The following is a 14,939-nucleotide window of genomic DNA, read 5'->3' as shown; positions in this document are numbered from 1 at the left end:
GGACGGGGGCGGCGCGCACCCCCGGCCGGGTGGGGTGCCCCTGCGAGCGGCAGGGGCGCCCCACCCGGCCGCTCGGTGTCCGGGCCCCGGGCGTCAGACGTCCTGGCCGTTGACACCGCCCTTCGACACCTTGATGCCCTCGGCGATCTCGTCGAGCACGGTCTCCTTCTGGTCGGCGTCGACGCCGATCCGCACGATGACCATCTGCTTGGGGTTCGCGGGGGAGGGGAACGCGAGCGACTCCACGATGCCGTCGGCGCCCTTACTCGTCACCGCCTTCCAGCGGACCAGGTAGCCCTTCTGCCCGGCCACGGTCACGGCCTTGGAGTCCAGCACGTCGTGGGAGGTGATCCCGCCGTAGGACTTGCCCCCGTAGGATTCCTCGGCGTTCGCCGCGATGTCCGCCTTCGCGATCTCCTCTGCCGTCTCGCCCCTGGCGCCGAGGGCCAGGGCCGGTGCCGAGTAGGCTCCGCCCTTCGTGCAGGTCGAGGACGTGTCGCCGGGGCACTTGTAGGAGTCCTCGGAGGTCACCTGCGCGCCGGCGTTGGCCTGCTGGCCGTACCAGCCCTTCGGTATCGGCAGACTGATCCCGCTGAGCGCGTCGGTCACCGACCCGCCGCGTATCTTCGGCGGCTCGGACCGCTCGGGCTGCGGACTCTGCCCGCCGGAGCCCCCGGAGCCCCCGGAGCCCCCGGAGCCCCCGGAGCCGCCGTCACCGCCGGAACCTCCGGATCCGCCCGGCCCCCCGAACGGGCCGCCCTGCCCCCCGGGTGCGCCCGGCCCGCCCGGTCCCTGCGAGGTGGGCGAACCGCTCCCGCCGCCGTTGTCCGTCAGCGCGTACACGCCCACACCGACGCAGGCGAGAACGACCACGGCCGCGGTGACGGCGGCACCTGTGCGCAGCCGCCGCCCCTTTCCGCCGGGAGGCACGGCGGGGTAGGCGGGATAGGCGGGATACCCGGCAGCCCCCGGGTACGCGCCACCGCTCGCCTGCCCCCCGACCCCCGCCTGCCCGACCGCACCCGAAGCCCCGACGGCTCCAAAGCCCCCCACGCCTGCAGCCTGCCCGCGCCCGCTCGGCTGCCCGAAGCCGGTCTGCCCGGGCCCGCTCGGCTGCCTTGCGTCACCCGGGCCTTCGGTGCCTGCGGTCTGCCCGGGCCCGCTCGGCTGCCTTGCGTCACCCGGGCCTTCGGTGCCTGCGGTCTGCCCGGGCCCGCTCGGCTGCCTTGCGTCACCCGGGCCTTCGGTGCCTGCGGTCTGCCCGGGCCCGCTCGGCTGCCTTGCGTCACCCGGGCCTTCGGCGCCTGCGGTCTGCCCGCCCCTGCTCGGCTGCCCTGCGACACCCGGGTCCCCGGCGTCTGCCGTCTGCCCGCCTGCGGCAGGGACCCCGGGGCTCGTCGGGTGCCCGGTTGCCTGCCCCGCGGTGCTCGTCGGCTCAGCTTCCGGGGTCCTGGCGTCGGTCGGACCGGCTCCCGGTGTCGCGGGGCCGGTCGGCGTCCCCGCGCCGGTCGGTCCGCCTCCCGGCCCGTCGGTGGCAGCCGGACGCCCCGCCGGTGCCGGGTCCGCCGAGGGCGCCGTGTCGTCCGGTGCCGTCGATGCACCGCCGGCGGGCATCCGATCCGTCGGTGCGGTCCCGGCGGATGCCGGGCCCGTCGGGGGACCCCAGGTCGCGGGCGGCCGGGCCGGGCGGATGCGGTCCGTCCAGGCCTTGCCGTCCCACCAGCGCTCGGTGGCGGGCCCGTCACTTGTCTGTCCGGGGTCGGCGTACCACCCGGGAGGAGTCTCCTGCGTCATGCCCCCACCGTATGAGGCGTCGGTGAAAGAGGCATGAGAGGAGTCGGAACCGGCTGTTCCATCAGCAGCCGCGTGGGCTGTCGAGCCGCGCAGCGCGGCGGTCAGGGCCCCGCGCAGTTCGCCGTCGTACAGCCGGCCCACCATGCCGAGCGGCTCCAGCACCACGTGCCGGACATGAGACCGGTCACCCGCTGCGATCGGACAGGGGCCGGCACCGGACACCGCCCGACCCGGTCGCCCTGTCGGCCGAAAAGCGCCGCCCCGACGGGCCGGAGGAAGAACGCGAGCGCGAAGGGCGCGTAGGTCTTCACCAGAGCCTCGGCGCCGCCGCCCTCCGCCGTGAAGAACCGCTCCGCGATGATCGTCAGCCAAGTAGCCGTAAACGCCGCACACATACCACTCGATGAGATGGCCCACCGCACCCGCGACCGGTACCCGTCTGCCGCGCCGTGTGTCCCACAATCGCTGAAAGAGCGTCACCTACCGTGACCCTGACCGCCGTTGACGCGAAGGCGGCTGGTGACGGGCCGAGTGCGTCGCCCTGCCGCACCCGGTGTCACCCGTCACGGCAAGAGGTGCCCCGACCATCCTCCACTCAGGCAATCGGACGGCTACGCTCGACATCTGTACGTCGTTCGGGCGACTTGGGGAGGTAGCGGGATGACGGAGGTACGGCCCACGGCCGCCGCCTCGGCTTCCCTGTGGGAGCGCGACGAGGAGGTCGCCGCCGTCACGCGGGCGGTCGACGCCCTGTGCGCGGACCGCTCCTCGTCCGGCGGACTGCTGGTCTTCCGCGGCGAGGCAGGACTCGGGAAGACCGCGCTGCTGGCCGAAACCCGCCGCATCGCCGAGGCACGCGGCTGCACGGTCTGGTCGGCGCGCGGCGGCGAGACCCTCAGGTCGGTCCCCTTCAACGTGGTACGGCAGTTGCTGCAGCCGGCGCTGGTGTCGATGCTGCCGGAAGAGGCCCGCGAGTACCTCGGCGACTGGTACGACATCGCCGGCCCCGCCCTCGGCATCGCGGACCCCGGAGACCGGCAGGCCGACCCGCAGGGCGTGTGCGACGGCCTGGTCGCGGCCGTGCGCCGGCTCGCCCGCCGGGACTGGCCGCTGGTGCTGCTGATCGACGACGCACACTGGGCCGACCAGGAGACCCTGCACTGGCTCGCCGGGTTCGCCGAACGCCTCGACGAGATGTCCGTCCTGGTCGTCGTGACCCGCCGCCCCGGGGACGTCTCCGGCGCGAGCGCCCGCCACCTCGACACCGTGGCCGCCGCCGCCGACGGCCCCGACACCACGCTGAGCGCCCTCACTCCGGACGCCACCGCCGGTCTCACCCGCGCCACCCTGGGCAAGCACGCCGACGCCGCGTTCTGCCGTGAGGTCTGGGCCGTCACCGCCGGAAACCCCTTCGAGACGGTCGAACTCCTCGCCAAGGTCCGGGACAGCGAACTCGAACCCATCGAGACCCGGGCCGGCGAACTGCGTGAACTGAACCGCTCGGCCCGCGGCGGCGGCCTCGTCTCCCGGCTGGAGGAACTCGGCATCGACGCCACGAGGTTCGCCTGGGCCGCCGCCATCCTCGGCACCGGAATCTCCGTCGACCTGGTCGCCAAGCTCGCCACCCTGCGCCCGGACGACGCCCGCCGCTGCGCCGAACTGCTGCGTGCCGCCCGCATCCTCACCGCACCCGACCCCGCGGCCGGCCGCAGCGCCGACGGTGACCTGGAGTTCGTCCACCCGCTGATCGCCACCGACGTCTACAACTCCATCCCCGACGCCCTGCGCACCGCCATGCACGGCATCGCCGCCCGCATCGTCACCGACGAGGGGCACGGCGCCGCGGCCGCCGCCCGCCACCTCCTCGAAGTCCACCCGGACGACGACGAGGAACTCGTCGGGCAACTCCGCGAGGCCGCCCGCGAGCACCTCGCCGTCGGCGCCCCCGACGCCGCCCGCCGCTGCCTCGAACGGGCCCTGAAGGAGCCGCCCCGGCCCGAGTCCCACCCCCACGTGCTCTACGAACTGGCCGGGGCGACCTTCCTCACCGCGCCCGCCCGCACCATCGGCCATCTGCGCGCCGCGCTCGCCATGCCGGGTCTCGACGGCGACCAACGGGTGGACGCCGTCTTCCGGCTCTCCCAGGCGCTGCTCCACAACGACCAGCTGGAGGAGGCCGTTCGCACCGTCGAGGCGGAGGCCGCCCGGCTCCGGCCCGGTCCGGCCCGGATGCGGTTGCAGGCCGCGCACTTCATGTGGGAGGGCCTGCACGCCGGCGAGGCCACCTCACCCGGCCGCTCCCAGCGGCTCGCCGACCTCGCGAGCACCTGCACCGGCCGGGACAACTCCGAACGCGCCCTGCTCATCCTGCGCGGCTTCGACGCCCTGATGCACGGCGAGAACGCCGAGGAGGTCGCCGAGCTGTGCGACCGCGCCCTGGTGAACGGCCGGCTGGCCCCCGGACTCGGCTGGACCGACACCGAGTGGGGCATCGAACTGCTGCTGATGCTGGCCAACGCGTACGGCTTCACCGACCGCCTCGACCGCGCCGAGACCCTCTACAACGAGGCGCTGCGCGCCTACGAGACGGCAGGCTGGAGCGGCGGCCACCTCGCCCTGGCCCACGCCTATGTGGGGATCGGCCATCGCAGGCGGGGCCGGCTGAAGGAGGCGGAGGCGTCCCTGCGCGAGGCGCTGCGCCTCGCCGAGCGCGTCGGCCGCGGCCTGCCCCTGTACTGGTCCGCGACCTGCAGCCTCGTCGACACCCTGCTGGCCCGCGGCCATGTCGAGCGGGCCTGGGACGTCGCCGAACACCACGGTTTCGCCCCGCCCTACCCGTCCACCATCGTCCTGCCCGACCCGCGCTCGGTGCGCGGCCGGCTGCTGCTGGCCGTCGGACGCACCAAGGACGGCATCAACGAACTGGAGGCCGCCGAGAAGGCGGCGGCAGCCCGTGGCCACCACAACCCGGTGCTCGTCCCCTGGGCGATCGACCTCGCCCGCGCCCTCAGCACCGAGGACCCGGACCGGGCCGCCCGGCTCGCCGTCGACGTCCGCCGCCAGGCCGAGCGCTTCGGCACGGACACGGCCATAGGAGAGGCCCTGCGCTGCGCCGCCGACCTGGAGACCGGCCAGCGTGCGGTCCGGCTCTACGCCCAGGCCGTGACGTACCTGGAGGCCTCGCCCTGCCAGTACGAGCACGCGGCGGCACGCATCGAGTACGGCATCGCGGCCCGCTCGGCGGCCGACCTGCGCCGCGGCCTGGATCTGGCGGTCTCGTGCGGGGCCGACGGACTGGCGGAGCGGGCCCGAGCAGCGCTCAGGGGCGGCGTCGGCACGGCGTAGCCCACACGCGCGGCAACGGGTCGGTCACCGCCGTCGGGCCCCGCGCATCGCGGGGTCGCAGGCCGCCTCGTCCGCCCGTGCGGGAGGGGTGCCGAAAGGCGGGCCCGGGGCCCGGCCGAGCCTACGACCGGCGGAGTCACCCGCCGGTGCCAGGGGGTGTCGCTAGGGGGTGTCCTCTTCCGCCAGCACCCGCTGGGCCGTCGCGAACGCCGAGTTCGCCGCCGGTACCCCGCAGTACACCGCGGTCTGGAGCAGCACCGCGCCGATCTCCTCCGGTGTGAGCCCGTTGCGGCGCGCCGCGCGGACGTGCAGGGCAAGCTCGTCGTAGTGGCCGTGCGCGACCAGCGCGGTGAGGGTGACCATGCTGCGTTCGCGGCGCGACAAGGTCGGGTCGGTCCAGATCTCGCCCCAGGCGTAGCGCGAGATGAAGTCCTGGAAGCGGGCGGTGAAGGGGGTCTGCCGGGTCTGCGCCCGGTCGACGTGCGCGTCGCCGAGCACCTCGCGCCGTACGGCCATGCCCCGCGGGGCCTTGTGACCGAGGTGGGCGCGCAACGCGGTCAGCACCGCCTGCGGGCACTGTGCGGGTGCCAGGTGCGAGGCGCCGGGCAGCTCTACGAGCGTCGCGCCCGGCACCGCGTCGGCGATCTCCCGCAGATGCGCGGGCGGTGTCGCCGGATCCTCGCGGCCGGCGACCAGCAGGGTCGGCACGGTGATGCCGTCCAGCCGGTCGCGCAGGTCGAACGCGGCGAGCGCGTCACAGCAGGCGGCGTACGCCTCCGGGTCGGCGTCCCGGTGGTCCCGGACCAGGCGGGGCACGGTGAAGCCGCCGGTGAACCAGCGCGCGTCGGCGTGGTCCGCCAGCCCGGCCAGGCCCTCCCGTCGCACCAGCGCGGCCCGCTCCTCCCACGGCCCGGCGCCGTTGAAGTGCGCCGACGAGCAGATCACGGCCAGGGACGTCAGCCGCTCCGGATGGTGCACCGCGAGGTGCAGTCCCACGGCCCCGCCCAGCGACACACCCGCGTACGCGAACCGCTCGATACCGAGCGAGTCGGCGAGCGCCAGCACCAGCCCGGCGAGGTCACCGACCGTCGCGCCCGCCCTGACGAGGCCGGCCCTCGAACCGCCGTGCCCCGGCAGATCCCAGCGCACGACCCGGTGGGTGATCGACAGCTCGGGCGCGACCTCGTCCCACAGGGCGTACGACGTGCCGAGCGAAGGTCCGAGCAACAGCGGGGGAGCGGTGACGGGACCTTCGGTGTGGTGGTTCAGGAGTGTCAACGTCGCTCCAGAGCACGGTCGGTGAGGGCCCCGGCGGAACCCGTGTAGTGAGTGGGATCGAGATCGGAGCCCGCCAGCTCCGGTGCCGCGGCGAGTGGTTGTCCCTCGGCGGCCAGCCGGGTGAGGAGTTCCTTGGCGCGGGCGCGGCCCAGCACCGGGGTCAGTTCGGCCGACAGCCGCTCGGACACGATCAACCCATGGGTGAGGTCCAGGTGTTCGCGCATGGCCTCGGGCCTGACGTGCAGCCCCTCCGCCAGTTCCGCGGCATCCCGGGCGGCTCCACCGACCAGCCGCAGCAGATCGCGCAGCGGCTCCCACTCGGCGTGCCAGGCCCCGGCCGGACGCTCGTCCTGCGCGGCCATCGCGCCGTAGAGGGTGGCCGCGAGCTGGGGCGCCCGCCGCGCGGCGGAGGCGATCAGGGTGGACCGTACGGGGTTGGACTTGTGCGGCATGGCGGACGAACCGCCGCCACTGCCCTCCGCGACCTCGGCGATCTCGGTGCGCGACAGGGTGAGGACGTCCACGGCGAGCTTGCCGAGCGCACCCGCCGTGAAGGCCAGGCACCCGGCGAGATCGCCGATCGGCGTCCGCAGGGTGTGCCAGGGCAGATCGGGCGCACGCAGGCCGAGTTCGCGGGCGTACGCCTCCGGCAGCCGGGTCGGATCGCTCGCGCCGTACGCCCCGAAGGCCGCCAGCGTGCCCGCCGCGCCGCCGAGTTGGGCGGGCAGCGACTCCCGTACGGCCCGCACCCGGTCCCGGGCGTCCAGCGTCAGCGACCGCCACCCGGCCGCCTTCAGCCCGAACGTGGTCGGCACGGCGTGCTGGGTGAGGGTCCGCCCCGGCATCGCGGTGTCGCGGTGCCCGGCGGCCAGCCGGGACAGCGCCTGCTCGATACGGCCGAGGTCGGCGAGGACCGTGCCGAGGGTCCGCGCGGCGATCAGCATCGTCGCCGTGTCCATGATGTCCTGGCTGGTCGCGCCCCGGTGGACGTAGGGGCCGTACGTCTCGCCGACGGCCCTCGTCAGATCCGCGACCAGGGGGATGACGGGATTGCCGCCCGTGCGGGCCCGTTCGGCGAGGGAGCGCACGTCGAAGGCACCGGCCCGGGCGGCCTCGGTCACCGCCGTCGCCGCCTCGGCCGGGGCGAGCCCCGTCGCGGCCTGGGCGCGGGTCAGCGCGGCCTCCGCGTCGAGCAGTGCCCGCAGATACGCGTGGTCACCAGTGGCGGCCGAGGCGGCCGATTCGGCCCAGCCGGGGGCGAGCAGCCCGGTGTCGCCGGAGGGAGCTGTCACTGGAACTCCAGGAAGACCGTCTCGCCTTCGCCCTGAAGGCGGATGTCGAAACGGTACGCGCCGTTCCCCTCCCGCGCGGCGATCAGCGTGTCGCGGCGGGCGTCCTCCAGCCCGGACAGCAGCGGATCGGCGGCGAGCGCCGCCGGGTCGCCCGGCAGGTAGATCCGGGTGTACAGGTGCACGAGCAGCCCGCGCGCGAAGACGCACACGCTGAGGTACGGGGCGCTCCGCCCGCGAGCGCCGGGCCGCAGGGTGCGCGCGTACCAGTGGCCGTTCGCGTCGGTCTGGACGCGCCCCCAGCCGGTGAACTCCACGCCGTTGCGCCCGAGGAAGCCGCCCGAGGCCGGGTCGCGCCGCATGGAGCCGTCCACCCTCGGCAGGTTGCCGTCGGGGTCGGGACCCCACAGTTCGATCAGGGCGTCCGGCAGCGGCTCGCCCTCGCCGTCGGTGACGTAGCCGTGCACGGTGACCGTGTCGGGGTGGCCGAGGGGTGCGATGTCCTCGCCGCCGCGGAACGGCAGGGCGTGGCCGTAGAACGGGCCGACGGTGTGCGAGGGGGTGGGCAGCACGCTCTCCGGCCGGCTGGGGTCGATCTTCGTCATGGCTGGTCAGCGTCCTTCTTCGATCCAGGTGGCGTGCGGGCCGTCCAGCACGATGTCCCAGTGGTAGCCCATCGAGAACTCCGGCACCGACAGGCTGTGGTCGTAGGTGGCGACCAGTCGCTGCCGGGCCGCGTCGTCCGTCACGGACTGGATGATGGGGTCGTAGGGGAACAGCGGGTCGCTCGGGAAGTACATCTGCGTCACGAGCCGCTGGGTGAACGCCGTGCCGAAGAGGGAGAAGTGGATGTGCGCCGGCCGCCAGGCGTTGACGTGCTGGCGCCACGGGTAGGGGCCCGGCTGGATGGTGGTGAACCGGTAGCGGCCCTCGCCGTCGGTGAGGGTGCGGCCCACGCCGGTGAAGTTCGGGTCCAGCGGGGCGTCGTGCTGCTCGCGCTGATGGGCGTACCGGCCGGCCGAGTTGGCCTGCCAGACCTCCACGAGCTGGCCGCGCACCGGGCGGCCGTCGCGGTCCAGCAGCCGACCGGAGACGGTGATGCGCTCGCCGATCGGCTCGCCGTCGTGCTGCCGGGTGAGGTCGTTGTCGATCTCGGTGATGTCCCGCTCCCCGAAGGCGGGGGAGGACAGCTCCACCAGCTCCGGGTCCTTGCCGGCGTCGATGGTGACCGGCGGCTGCTTGGGGTGCCGGAGCACGGAGGGCCGGTACGGCGCGTAGTCGCGCCGCGGCTGATGCTCGACGGGCCCACCGTCGGCGAGCCGCTTCTCGTACGCGGCGTGCTGTGCCGCGATCTCCTGATCGATGTCGTGCTGGGTGAGAGTCATGGGATCCCCTGAAAGGTTCTTTCGGATCGCGCCTCGACGGGCGCGGGGAGCGGCGCGACCGGCAACGAAGGGGCCGCGGTCGCGCGGATCGCCTAGCGTTCCAGGACGAGGGCGAGTCCTTGGCCCACCCCGATGCACAGCGTGGCGACACCCACACCGCCGCCGAGCCGGGCCAGCTGATGGGCCACCGTGCCGGCCAGCCGAGCCCCGGACGCGCCGAGCGGATGCCCCAGCGCGATCGCGCCGCCCTGCGGATTGAGGATCGCGGGATCGAACTCGGGCCACTCGGCCACGCACCCCAGCACCTGCGCGGCGAACGCCTCGTTCAGCTCCAGCACGGACAGGTCGCCGAATCCCCTGCCCGCCTTGGCCAGCGCCCGGTTGACCGCCTCGACGGGCGCCAGCCCGAAGTAGTGCGGGTCGGTCGCGGAGACACCCGTCGCGCGGACGCGGGCCAGCGGCTCGCGGCCCGTCGCCCTCAACCCCGCGTCGTCGACGAGGAGCAGCGCCGCCGCACCGTCGTTGAGCGGCGAGGCGTTGCCGGCCGTCACCGTGCCGCCCTCCGTGCGGAACGACGGCTTCAGCCCGGCCATCGCGGCCAGGGAGGCATCCGGCCGGACGCACTCGTCGGTGGCGAGGACCACCGGCTCGCCCTTGCGCCGCGGAACCGCCACGGGCGCCAGCTCACCGTCGAAGAGGCCCTCGGCCCGCGCCCGCGCCGCCTTCTCGTGGCTGCGCAGGGCGAACTCGTCCTGCCGTTCCCGGCCGATCTTGTGCTTGTCGGCGATGAGTTCGGCCGACTCGCCCAGCGGGATCGTCCACTGCGGCTCCATGCGCGGGTTGACCATCCGCCAGCCGAGGGTCGTCGAGTACAGCTCGGTGTGCCCGGCCGGGAAGGGCCTGTCGCTCTTCGGCAGGACGTACGGCGCCCGGGTCATGGACTCGACACCGCCGGCCAGCACGACGGACGCGTCGCCGAGCGCGATGGCGCGTGCCGCCTGGATCACCGCCTCCAGACCGGACGCGCACAGCCGGTTGACCGTCACACCGGGGACGGACGTGGGCAGACCGGCGAGCAGCGCGGCCATCCGGCCCACGTTGCGGTTCTCCTCACCGGCCCCGTTGGCGTTGCCGAAGTACACGTCCTCGATCCGCGCCGGGTCCAACTGCGGCGTACGGCCGAGGAGTTCACGGACGGCGTGCGCGGCCAGGTCGTCCGGGCGCACGCTCGCGAGGCCCCCGTTGTAGCGGCCGATCGGCGTGCGGACCGCGTCGACGATGTAGACGTCCTTCACTTCAGGCCCTCCGGAACGGTCAGTTCGGCGCCGGTGCGGGCGACGATCTCGTCGGTGGTCACACCCGGCGCGGTCTCGGCCAGGACGAGACCGTCCCCGGTGACGTCGAGGACGCCGAGGTCGGTGATGATCCGGTTCACGCACCCCTTGCCGGTCAGCGGCAGGGCGCATTCGGTGAGGATCTTGGGCGAGCCGTCCTTGGCGGTGTGCGTCATGACGACCACGACCGTGCGGGCGCCGTGCACCAGGTCCATCGCCCCGCCGATGCCGGTGACCAGCTTGCCGGGCACGGCCCAGTTGGCCAGGTCGCCCCGCTCGGACACCTGCATGGCGCCGAGCACGGCGACGTCGATGTGGCCGCCCCGGATCATCGAGAAGGACAGCGCCGAGTCGAAGAAGGAGGCGCCCGGCAGGACCGTCACCGTCTCCTTCCCGGCGTTGATCAGGTCCGGGTCCACGGCGTCCTCGGTGGGGTAGGGGCCGGTGCCCAGGATGCCGTTCTCCGACTCGAGGACGACCTCGACGCCCTCGGGGAGATGGTTCGGGATGAGGGTGGGCAAACCGATGCCGAGATTGACGTACTGGCCGTCCCTCAGCTCCCGTGCCGCCCGCGCGGCCATCTCCTGGCGTGTCCAGGCCATCAGGACCTCACCGTCCGCTGCTCGATCTTCTTGTCCGCCGCCTGCTCCGGGGTGAGCGCGAGCACCCGCTGTACGAAGATGCCCGGCAGGTGCACCGCGTCCGGGTCGATGCCGCCGGGCTCCACCAGCTCCTCCACCTCGGCGATCGTGACCCGCCCGGCCATCGCGGCCAGCGGGTTGAAGTTGCGCGAGGACTTGTTGAAGACCAGGTTGCCGTGCCGGTCGCCCTTCCAGGCCCGCACCAGGGCGAAGTCGGTGCGGATGCCCCGCTCCAGCACGTACTCGGTGCCGTCGAACTCCCGGACCTCCTTCGGCGGCGAGGCCAGCGCGACCCCGCCCGCACCGTCGTAGCGCCAGGGCAGTCCGCCGTCGGCGACCTGTGTGCCCACGCCCGCCGGGGTGTAGAAGGCGGGGATCCCGGCGCCGCCGGCCCGCAGCCGCTCGGCCAGTGTGCCCTGCGGGATCAGCTCGACCTCCAGTTCCCCGGCCAGGTACTGCCGGGCGAACTCCTTGTTGGCGCCGATGTAGGAGCCCGTGACCCGGGCGATCCGGCCGGCGGCCAGCAGCACCGCCAGGCCCGACTCCATCGCCCCGCAGTTGTTGGAGACCACCGACAGCCCGGTCACGCCGCGCTCGTGCAGCGCCCGGATCAGCGTGTCCGGCACCCCGCTCAGCCCGAAACCGCCCACCGCGAGCGACGCGCCGTCCGGCACGTCGGCCACCGCCTCCAGGGCTGTGGCGACCACCTTGTCCATCCGAGAGGCCCCATCTCTTCCGAGCGACCCGACCAGATTAATCAGGGCACTGAGTATTTCTGTGAGCTGCCCTCACGCTGCCATCGGCGCACCGGGGCGTCAAGACCTCTGTGTATCCGCACATGAGTCTGCGCATGGACGGCAGACAGCGCCCGACACTTTGCGTATTGTTCAGTGCACCGATGAAAACGACCGAGGGGTGCACATGGCGGCCGCGGACCTCACCACCCACCCCGGGCATCTGGCCCGGCGCCTCCAGCAGGCGCACTACCTGCTGTGGAACGCGATGGTCTCCGAGGAGATCACCTCGCCCCAGTTCGCGGTCCTCAACACCCTCGTCGCCGAACCGGGCCTGGACCAGCGCACGGTGGGGGAGCGGGTGGGGCTCGACCGCTCCACCATCGCCGAGGTGATCAGCCGGCTCAGCCGGCGCGGACTGCTCGACAAGGTCCGCGACCCCCAGGACGGCCGCCGTTCCCTGCTGCACCTCACGGACGAGGGGGCGCACACGCATCGCAGGCTGACCGTGCGCACCGCCCGGATGAACCAGGTGTTCCTCGCCCCGCTGACCGCCGACGAGCGGACGGTGTTCTTCGACCTCATCCGCCGGGTCGCGGACGCGGCCGAGGAGCTCCGCAATCCCGAGGAGCCCCTGGTGGCGCCCCGCTGAGGGCCGCGGCCCGGGCGGGCCGGTCAGGACGCCTCGGCGAACACCACCCACACCTGGCCCTTCGCGAAGTTCACCGGCGCGCCGTCACCGGTGGTGAACGAGGTTCCGTCCGCGGCCTTCTCCCGCTTCCAGCGCACGTCCCAGGTCCGCCCGTCGCGCAGCACCTCCGCCCTCCCCGAGCCGACCGTCTGCGTGTACGGCGTGTTGTTGCCGAGGAAGTCCCGGAAGGCGGACTCGCGCACCTTCACGTACTGCACCACGACCGTCGCGGCCGTCATCCGCTCCCCGTCGGCCGTCGTCGCGGGCGCGCCGTCCATGCCGACCAGCCAGCGGTCGCGGGAGTCCGACCAGGTGAAGGTGAAACGGGCCGCCGGGTAGCGCACCGTCCGGGAGTCCGTCGTGGTGCCGCCCGCGGGTGCCGAACCGTAGCGGAAGCCGGTGGTCAGGGCCGCCTTTCCGGGGGCCTCGGGCATGATCCGCTCGGGCCGCAGGTAGAGGTTGTGCGGGGCGGGTCTGCCGGAACCGCGGAAGTAGGCGTCGGCGGCGTTGCCCGGGGTCCGCGCCCGCAGCGGTGCCTCGTCGATCAGTGGCAGGAGCTTCTTCTGTGCCCCGGAGAAGGCGAGCGTGGGCCGGCCGAACTGGCGGAGCAGCTCGAGGTCCGACTCACGTGCGCTGCGCACCGGCCCGACGGTCTCCGGCAGCCGCGTCGCGTACACGGCCATCAGCCGGCTCAGTCCGCCCTCGACCTGCTCGGTGTAGACCACGTCCGCGGCGTCGACACCTGTGTGCGGGCGCGCCCGAGCGGCGTTGTCGATCTTGACGGCGAGGGCCGAGGGGCCCGCCTGCGAGGGGGAGGACTCCTGCCCTGACTCCTTCGGTGATCCGCGTCCGTCGTCGCCCGGTCCGCCCCCGCTCGTGCAGCCCGCCGCCAGGGCGGCCGTCACCGTCGCGGCCAGCAGCGCCGCCGTTGTCGCGGCACGCCGTCCGCGCGCTCCTCGTCCCATGCCCACCGTCGCCATCGCGCCTCATGTCATTCGATGTGTCTTGATTGTGCGCTTATCTGAACATCGATGGCCATAGTCGATCGTTTCAGGCGGAGCGGTGTCTCCGTCGCGTCCGTCGATCGGCGCAAGGTTCAGCGCGGGGTGGCCGGGTACTCGGGCCACGCCGTACGACCGACGCGCACGCTGACGGAGGGAGCGCGAGGCGATGAGGGCAGTGACCTGGCAGGGCAAGCGGGACGTGCGGGTGGAGAACGTGCCCGATCCGGCGATCCAGGAGCCGACGGACGCGGTCATCCGCATCACCTCCACCGGGCTGTGCGGGTCCGACCTGCACCTGTACGAAGTGCTCACGCCGTTCATGACCCCGGGTGACATCCTCGGCCACGAGCCCATGGGCATCGTCGAGGAGGTCGGCGCCGGCGTCCCGGACCTCCAGGTGGGGGACCGGGTCGTGGTGCCCTTCCAGATCGCCTGCGGCAACTGCTGGATGTGCCTCACCGGCCTGCCCACGCAGTGCGAGACCACCCAGGTACACGGCGAGGGCATGGGCGCCGCGCTGTTCGGCTACACCCGCCTGTACGGCTCGGTGCCGGGGGCCCAGGCCGAGTACCTGCGCGTTCCGCAGGCCCAGTTCGGCCCGATCAAGGTTCCCCAGGGACCGCCCGACGACCGTTTCGTCTACCTCTCCGACGTCCTGCCCACCGCCTGGCAGGCGGTCGCCTACGCCGGCGTCCCGCAGGGCGGCAGCGTCGCCGTGCTGGGACTCGGCCCCATCGGCGACATGGCCTGCCGCGTCGCCCAGGTGCAGGGCGCCGGACGGGTGTTCGGCGTGGATCTGGTCCCGGAGCGGCTGCGCCGGGCGAAGGAACGGGGCGTGGAGACCTTCGACCTCAGGTCCTTCGACGACGAGAAGGAACTCGTCGCCGCGATCCGCGACCAGACCGACGGCCGTGGCCCGGATGCCGTGATCGACGCCGTGGGCACCGAGGCCCACGGCAGCGCGGCCGCGCGCCTGGTGCAGAACACCGCGGCGATCCTGCCCCGCAAACTGGGCGCCCCGATCGCCGAGCGCTTCAGCATCGACCGTCTCGCCGCGCTCTACACCGCCATCGACCTGGTGCGCCGCGGCGGCACCATCTCGCTGTCCGGTGTCTACGGCGGTATGGCGGACCCGCTGCCGCTGCTCACCCTGTTCGACAAGCAGATCCAGATGCGGATGGGCCAGGCCAACGTCCGCCGCTGGAGCGACGAGATCATCCCGTACCTGACCGACAAGGACCCCCTCGGCGTGGACGACTTCGCCACCCACCGGGTACCGCTGTCGGAGGCCCCGCGCGCCTACGAGATGTTCCAGCGCAAGCAGGACGGCGCGGTCAAGGTCCTGATGCAGCCCTGAGCACGGCACTAGACCGCTTCTGATGGATCTCCGCGGCGTCGCGACGCCCGGCACGCTCCCCCGTTCTCGGCTTCGCTCGAACGGGAG

12 protein-coding genes and 2 pseudogenes are annotated in these 14,939 nt (G+C 73.5%); 3 read left to right on the top strand and 11 right to left on the bottom strand.

Translation table 11 applies throughout. The annotated features are described in order from the left end of the window. Window positions 1-93 precede the first annotated feature (93 nt). From QNO09_RS35715 to QNO09_RS35705, 3 genes and pseudogenes are all read right to left on the bottom strand, one after another. Entirely contained in the window at window positions 94-1,053 is a 960-nt protein-coding gene (locus QNO09_RS35715; protein ID WP_502962389.1) for a hypothetical protein, read from the bottom strand. Window positions 1,054-1,677: 624 nt separating this feature from the next. Beyond that, window positions 1,678-1,794 (bottom strand): annotated as a pseudogene (locus QNO09_RS35710) (DUF2510 domain-containing protein); the annotation flags it as partial. 212 nt (window positions 1,795-2,006) lie between these two features. Next, window positions 2,007-2,274: pseudogene (locus QNO09_RS35705) on the bottom strand (MFS transporter); the annotation flags it as partial. Window positions 2,275-2,454: 180 nt separating this feature from the next. Between QNO09_RS35705 and QNO09_RS35700 the strand changes: the two are divergent. Next, the gene (locus QNO09_RS35700; protein ID WP_283974398.1) at window positions 2,455-5,139 is read left to right on the top strand and encodes an ATP-binding protein; all 2,685 of its coding nucleotides are present in this window, start codon (window positions 2,455-2,457) and stop codon (window positions 5,137-5,139) included. A 162-nt stretch (window positions 5,140-5,301) separates the two neighbouring features. Here the strand turns inward: QNO09_RS35700 and pcaDC are convergent, their stop codons facing one another. The 7 genes from pcaDC to QNO09_RS35665 form a co-directional block, all read right to left on the bottom strand. Further along, window positions 5,302-6,417 carry a bifunctional 3-oxoadipate enol-lactonase/4-carboxymuconolactone decarboxylase PcaDC gene (gene pcaDC, locus QNO09_RS35695; protein WP_283974397.1) on the bottom strand — a complete coding sequence of 372 codons (1,116 nt, stop codon included), beginning with the start codon at window positions 6,415-6,417 and terminating at the stop codon, window positions 5,302-5,304. Beyond that, window positions 6,414-7,709, bottom strand: coding sequence for a 3-carboxy-cis,cis-muconate cycloisomerase (gene pcaB / locus QNO09_RS35690; RefSeq protein WP_283974396.1), 1,296 nt, complete (start codon window positions 7,707-7,709; stop codon window positions 6,414-6,416). Before pcaB ends, pcaDC begins: the two co-directional genes overlap by 4 nt. Beyond that, complete coding sequence (gene pcaG, locus QNO09_RS35685) at window positions 7,706-8,311, bottom strand: protocatechuate 3,4-dioxygenase subunit alpha (protein ID WP_283974395.1); 606 nt, start codon at window positions 8,309-8,311, stop codon at window positions 7,706-7,708. The genes pcaB and pcaG overlap by 4 nt, the downstream gene beginning before the upstream one ends. A gap of 6 nt (window positions 8,312-8,317) precedes the next feature. Beyond that, window positions 8,318-9,091 (bottom strand): protocatechuate 3,4-dioxygenase subunit beta, encoded by a 774-nt coding sequence (gene pcaH / locus QNO09_RS35680; protein WP_283974394.1) that lies wholly within the window; start codon window positions 9,089-9,091, stop codon window positions 8,318-8,320. A gap of 92 nt (window positions 9,092-9,183) precedes the next feature. Beyond that, entirely contained in the window at window positions 9,184-10,386 is a 1,203-nt protein-coding gene (locus tag QNO09_RS35675; RefSeq protein WP_283974393.1) for a thiolase family protein, read from the bottom strand. After that, window positions 10,383-11,027, bottom strand: coding sequence for a CoA transferase subunit B (locus tag QNO09_RS35670; RefSeq protein ID WP_283974392.1), 645 nt, complete (start codon window positions 11,025-11,027; stop codon window positions 10,383-10,385). The genes QNO09_RS35675 and QNO09_RS35670 overlap by 4 nt, the downstream gene beginning before the upstream one ends. Next, window positions 11,027-11,782, bottom strand: a complete 756-nt coding sequence (locus QNO09_RS35665) for a CoA transferase subunit A (RefSeq protein ID WP_283974391.1) — start codon at window positions 11,780-11,782, stop codon at window positions 11,027-11,029. Before QNO09_RS35665 ends, QNO09_RS35670 begins: the two co-directional genes overlap by 1 nt. Window positions 11,783-11,987: 205 nt before the next feature. On the opposite strand from QNO09_RS35665, the gene QNO09_RS35660 reads away from it, so the two are divergent. Further along, window positions 11,988-12,452 carry a MarR family winged helix-turn-helix transcriptional regulator gene (locus QNO09_RS35660; RefSeq protein WP_283974390.1) on the top strand — a complete coding sequence of 155 codons (465 nt, stop codon included), beginning with the start codon at window positions 11,988-11,990 and terminating at the stop codon, window positions 12,450-12,452. Window positions 12,453-12,475: 23 nt separating this feature from the next. Here the strand turns inward: QNO09_RS35660 and QNO09_RS35655 are convergent, their stop codons facing one another. Next, window positions 12,476-13,456 carry a DUF3048 domain-containing protein gene (locus QNO09_RS35655; RefSeq protein ID WP_283974389.1) on the bottom strand — a complete coding sequence of 327 codons (981 nt, stop codon included), beginning with the start codon at window positions 13,454-13,456 and terminating at the stop codon, window positions 12,476-12,478. Window positions 13,457-13,661: 205 nt separating this feature from the next. Between QNO09_RS35655 and QNO09_RS35650 the strand changes: the two genes are divergently transcribed. Continuing rightward, window positions 13,662-14,852, top strand: coding sequence for a zinc-dependent alcohol dehydrogenase (locus QNO09_RS35650; RefSeq protein ID WP_283974388.1), 1,191 nt, complete (start codon window positions 13,662-13,664; stop codon window positions 14,850-14,852). The last annotated feature ends 87 nt before the right edge of the window (window positions 14,853-14,939 follow it).

The organism is Streptomyces sp. 378 (assembly GCF_030124145.1).
Lineage (GTDB): Bacteria > Actinomycetota > Actinomycetes > Streptomycetales > Streptomycetaceae > Streptomyces.
This window is presented reverse-complemented; position numbering and strand designations above follow the sequence as displayed.

Bases quoted from the DNA above. Each gene is read 5' to 3' on its own strand.
- QNO09_RS35665 (WP_283974391.1), bottom strand. From the start codon at position 11,782: ATGGACAAGGTGGTCGCCACAGCCCTGGAGGCGGTGGCCGACGTGCCG.
- QNO09_RS35700 (WP_283974398.1), top strand. From the start codon at position 2,455: ATGACGGAGGTACGGCCCACGGCCGCCGCCTCGGCTTCCCTGTGGGAG.
- QNO09_RS35660 (WP_283974390.1), top strand. From the start codon at position 11,988: ATGGCGGCCGCGGACCTCACCACCCACCCCGGGCATCTGGCCCGGCGC.
- pcaH (WP_283974394.1), bottom strand. From the start codon at position 9,091: ATGACTCTCACCCAGCACGACATCGATCAGGAGATCGCGGCACAGCAC.
- pcaG (WP_283974395.1), bottom strand. From the start codon at position 8,311: ATGACGAAGATCGACCCCAGCCGGCCGGAGAGCGTGCTGCCCACCCCC.
- QNO09_RS35655 (WP_283974389.1), bottom strand. From the start codon at position 13,456: ATGGGACGAGGAGCGCGCGGACGGCGTGCCGCGACAACGGCGGCGCTG.
- QNO09_RS35650 (WP_283974388.1), top strand. From the start codon at position 13,662: ATGAGGGCAGTGACCTGGCAGGGCAAGCGGGACGTGCGGGTGGAGAAC.
- QNO09_RS35670 (WP_283974392.1), bottom strand. From the start codon at position 11,027: ATGGCCTGGACACGCCAGGAGATGGCCGCGCGGGCGGCACGGGAGCTG.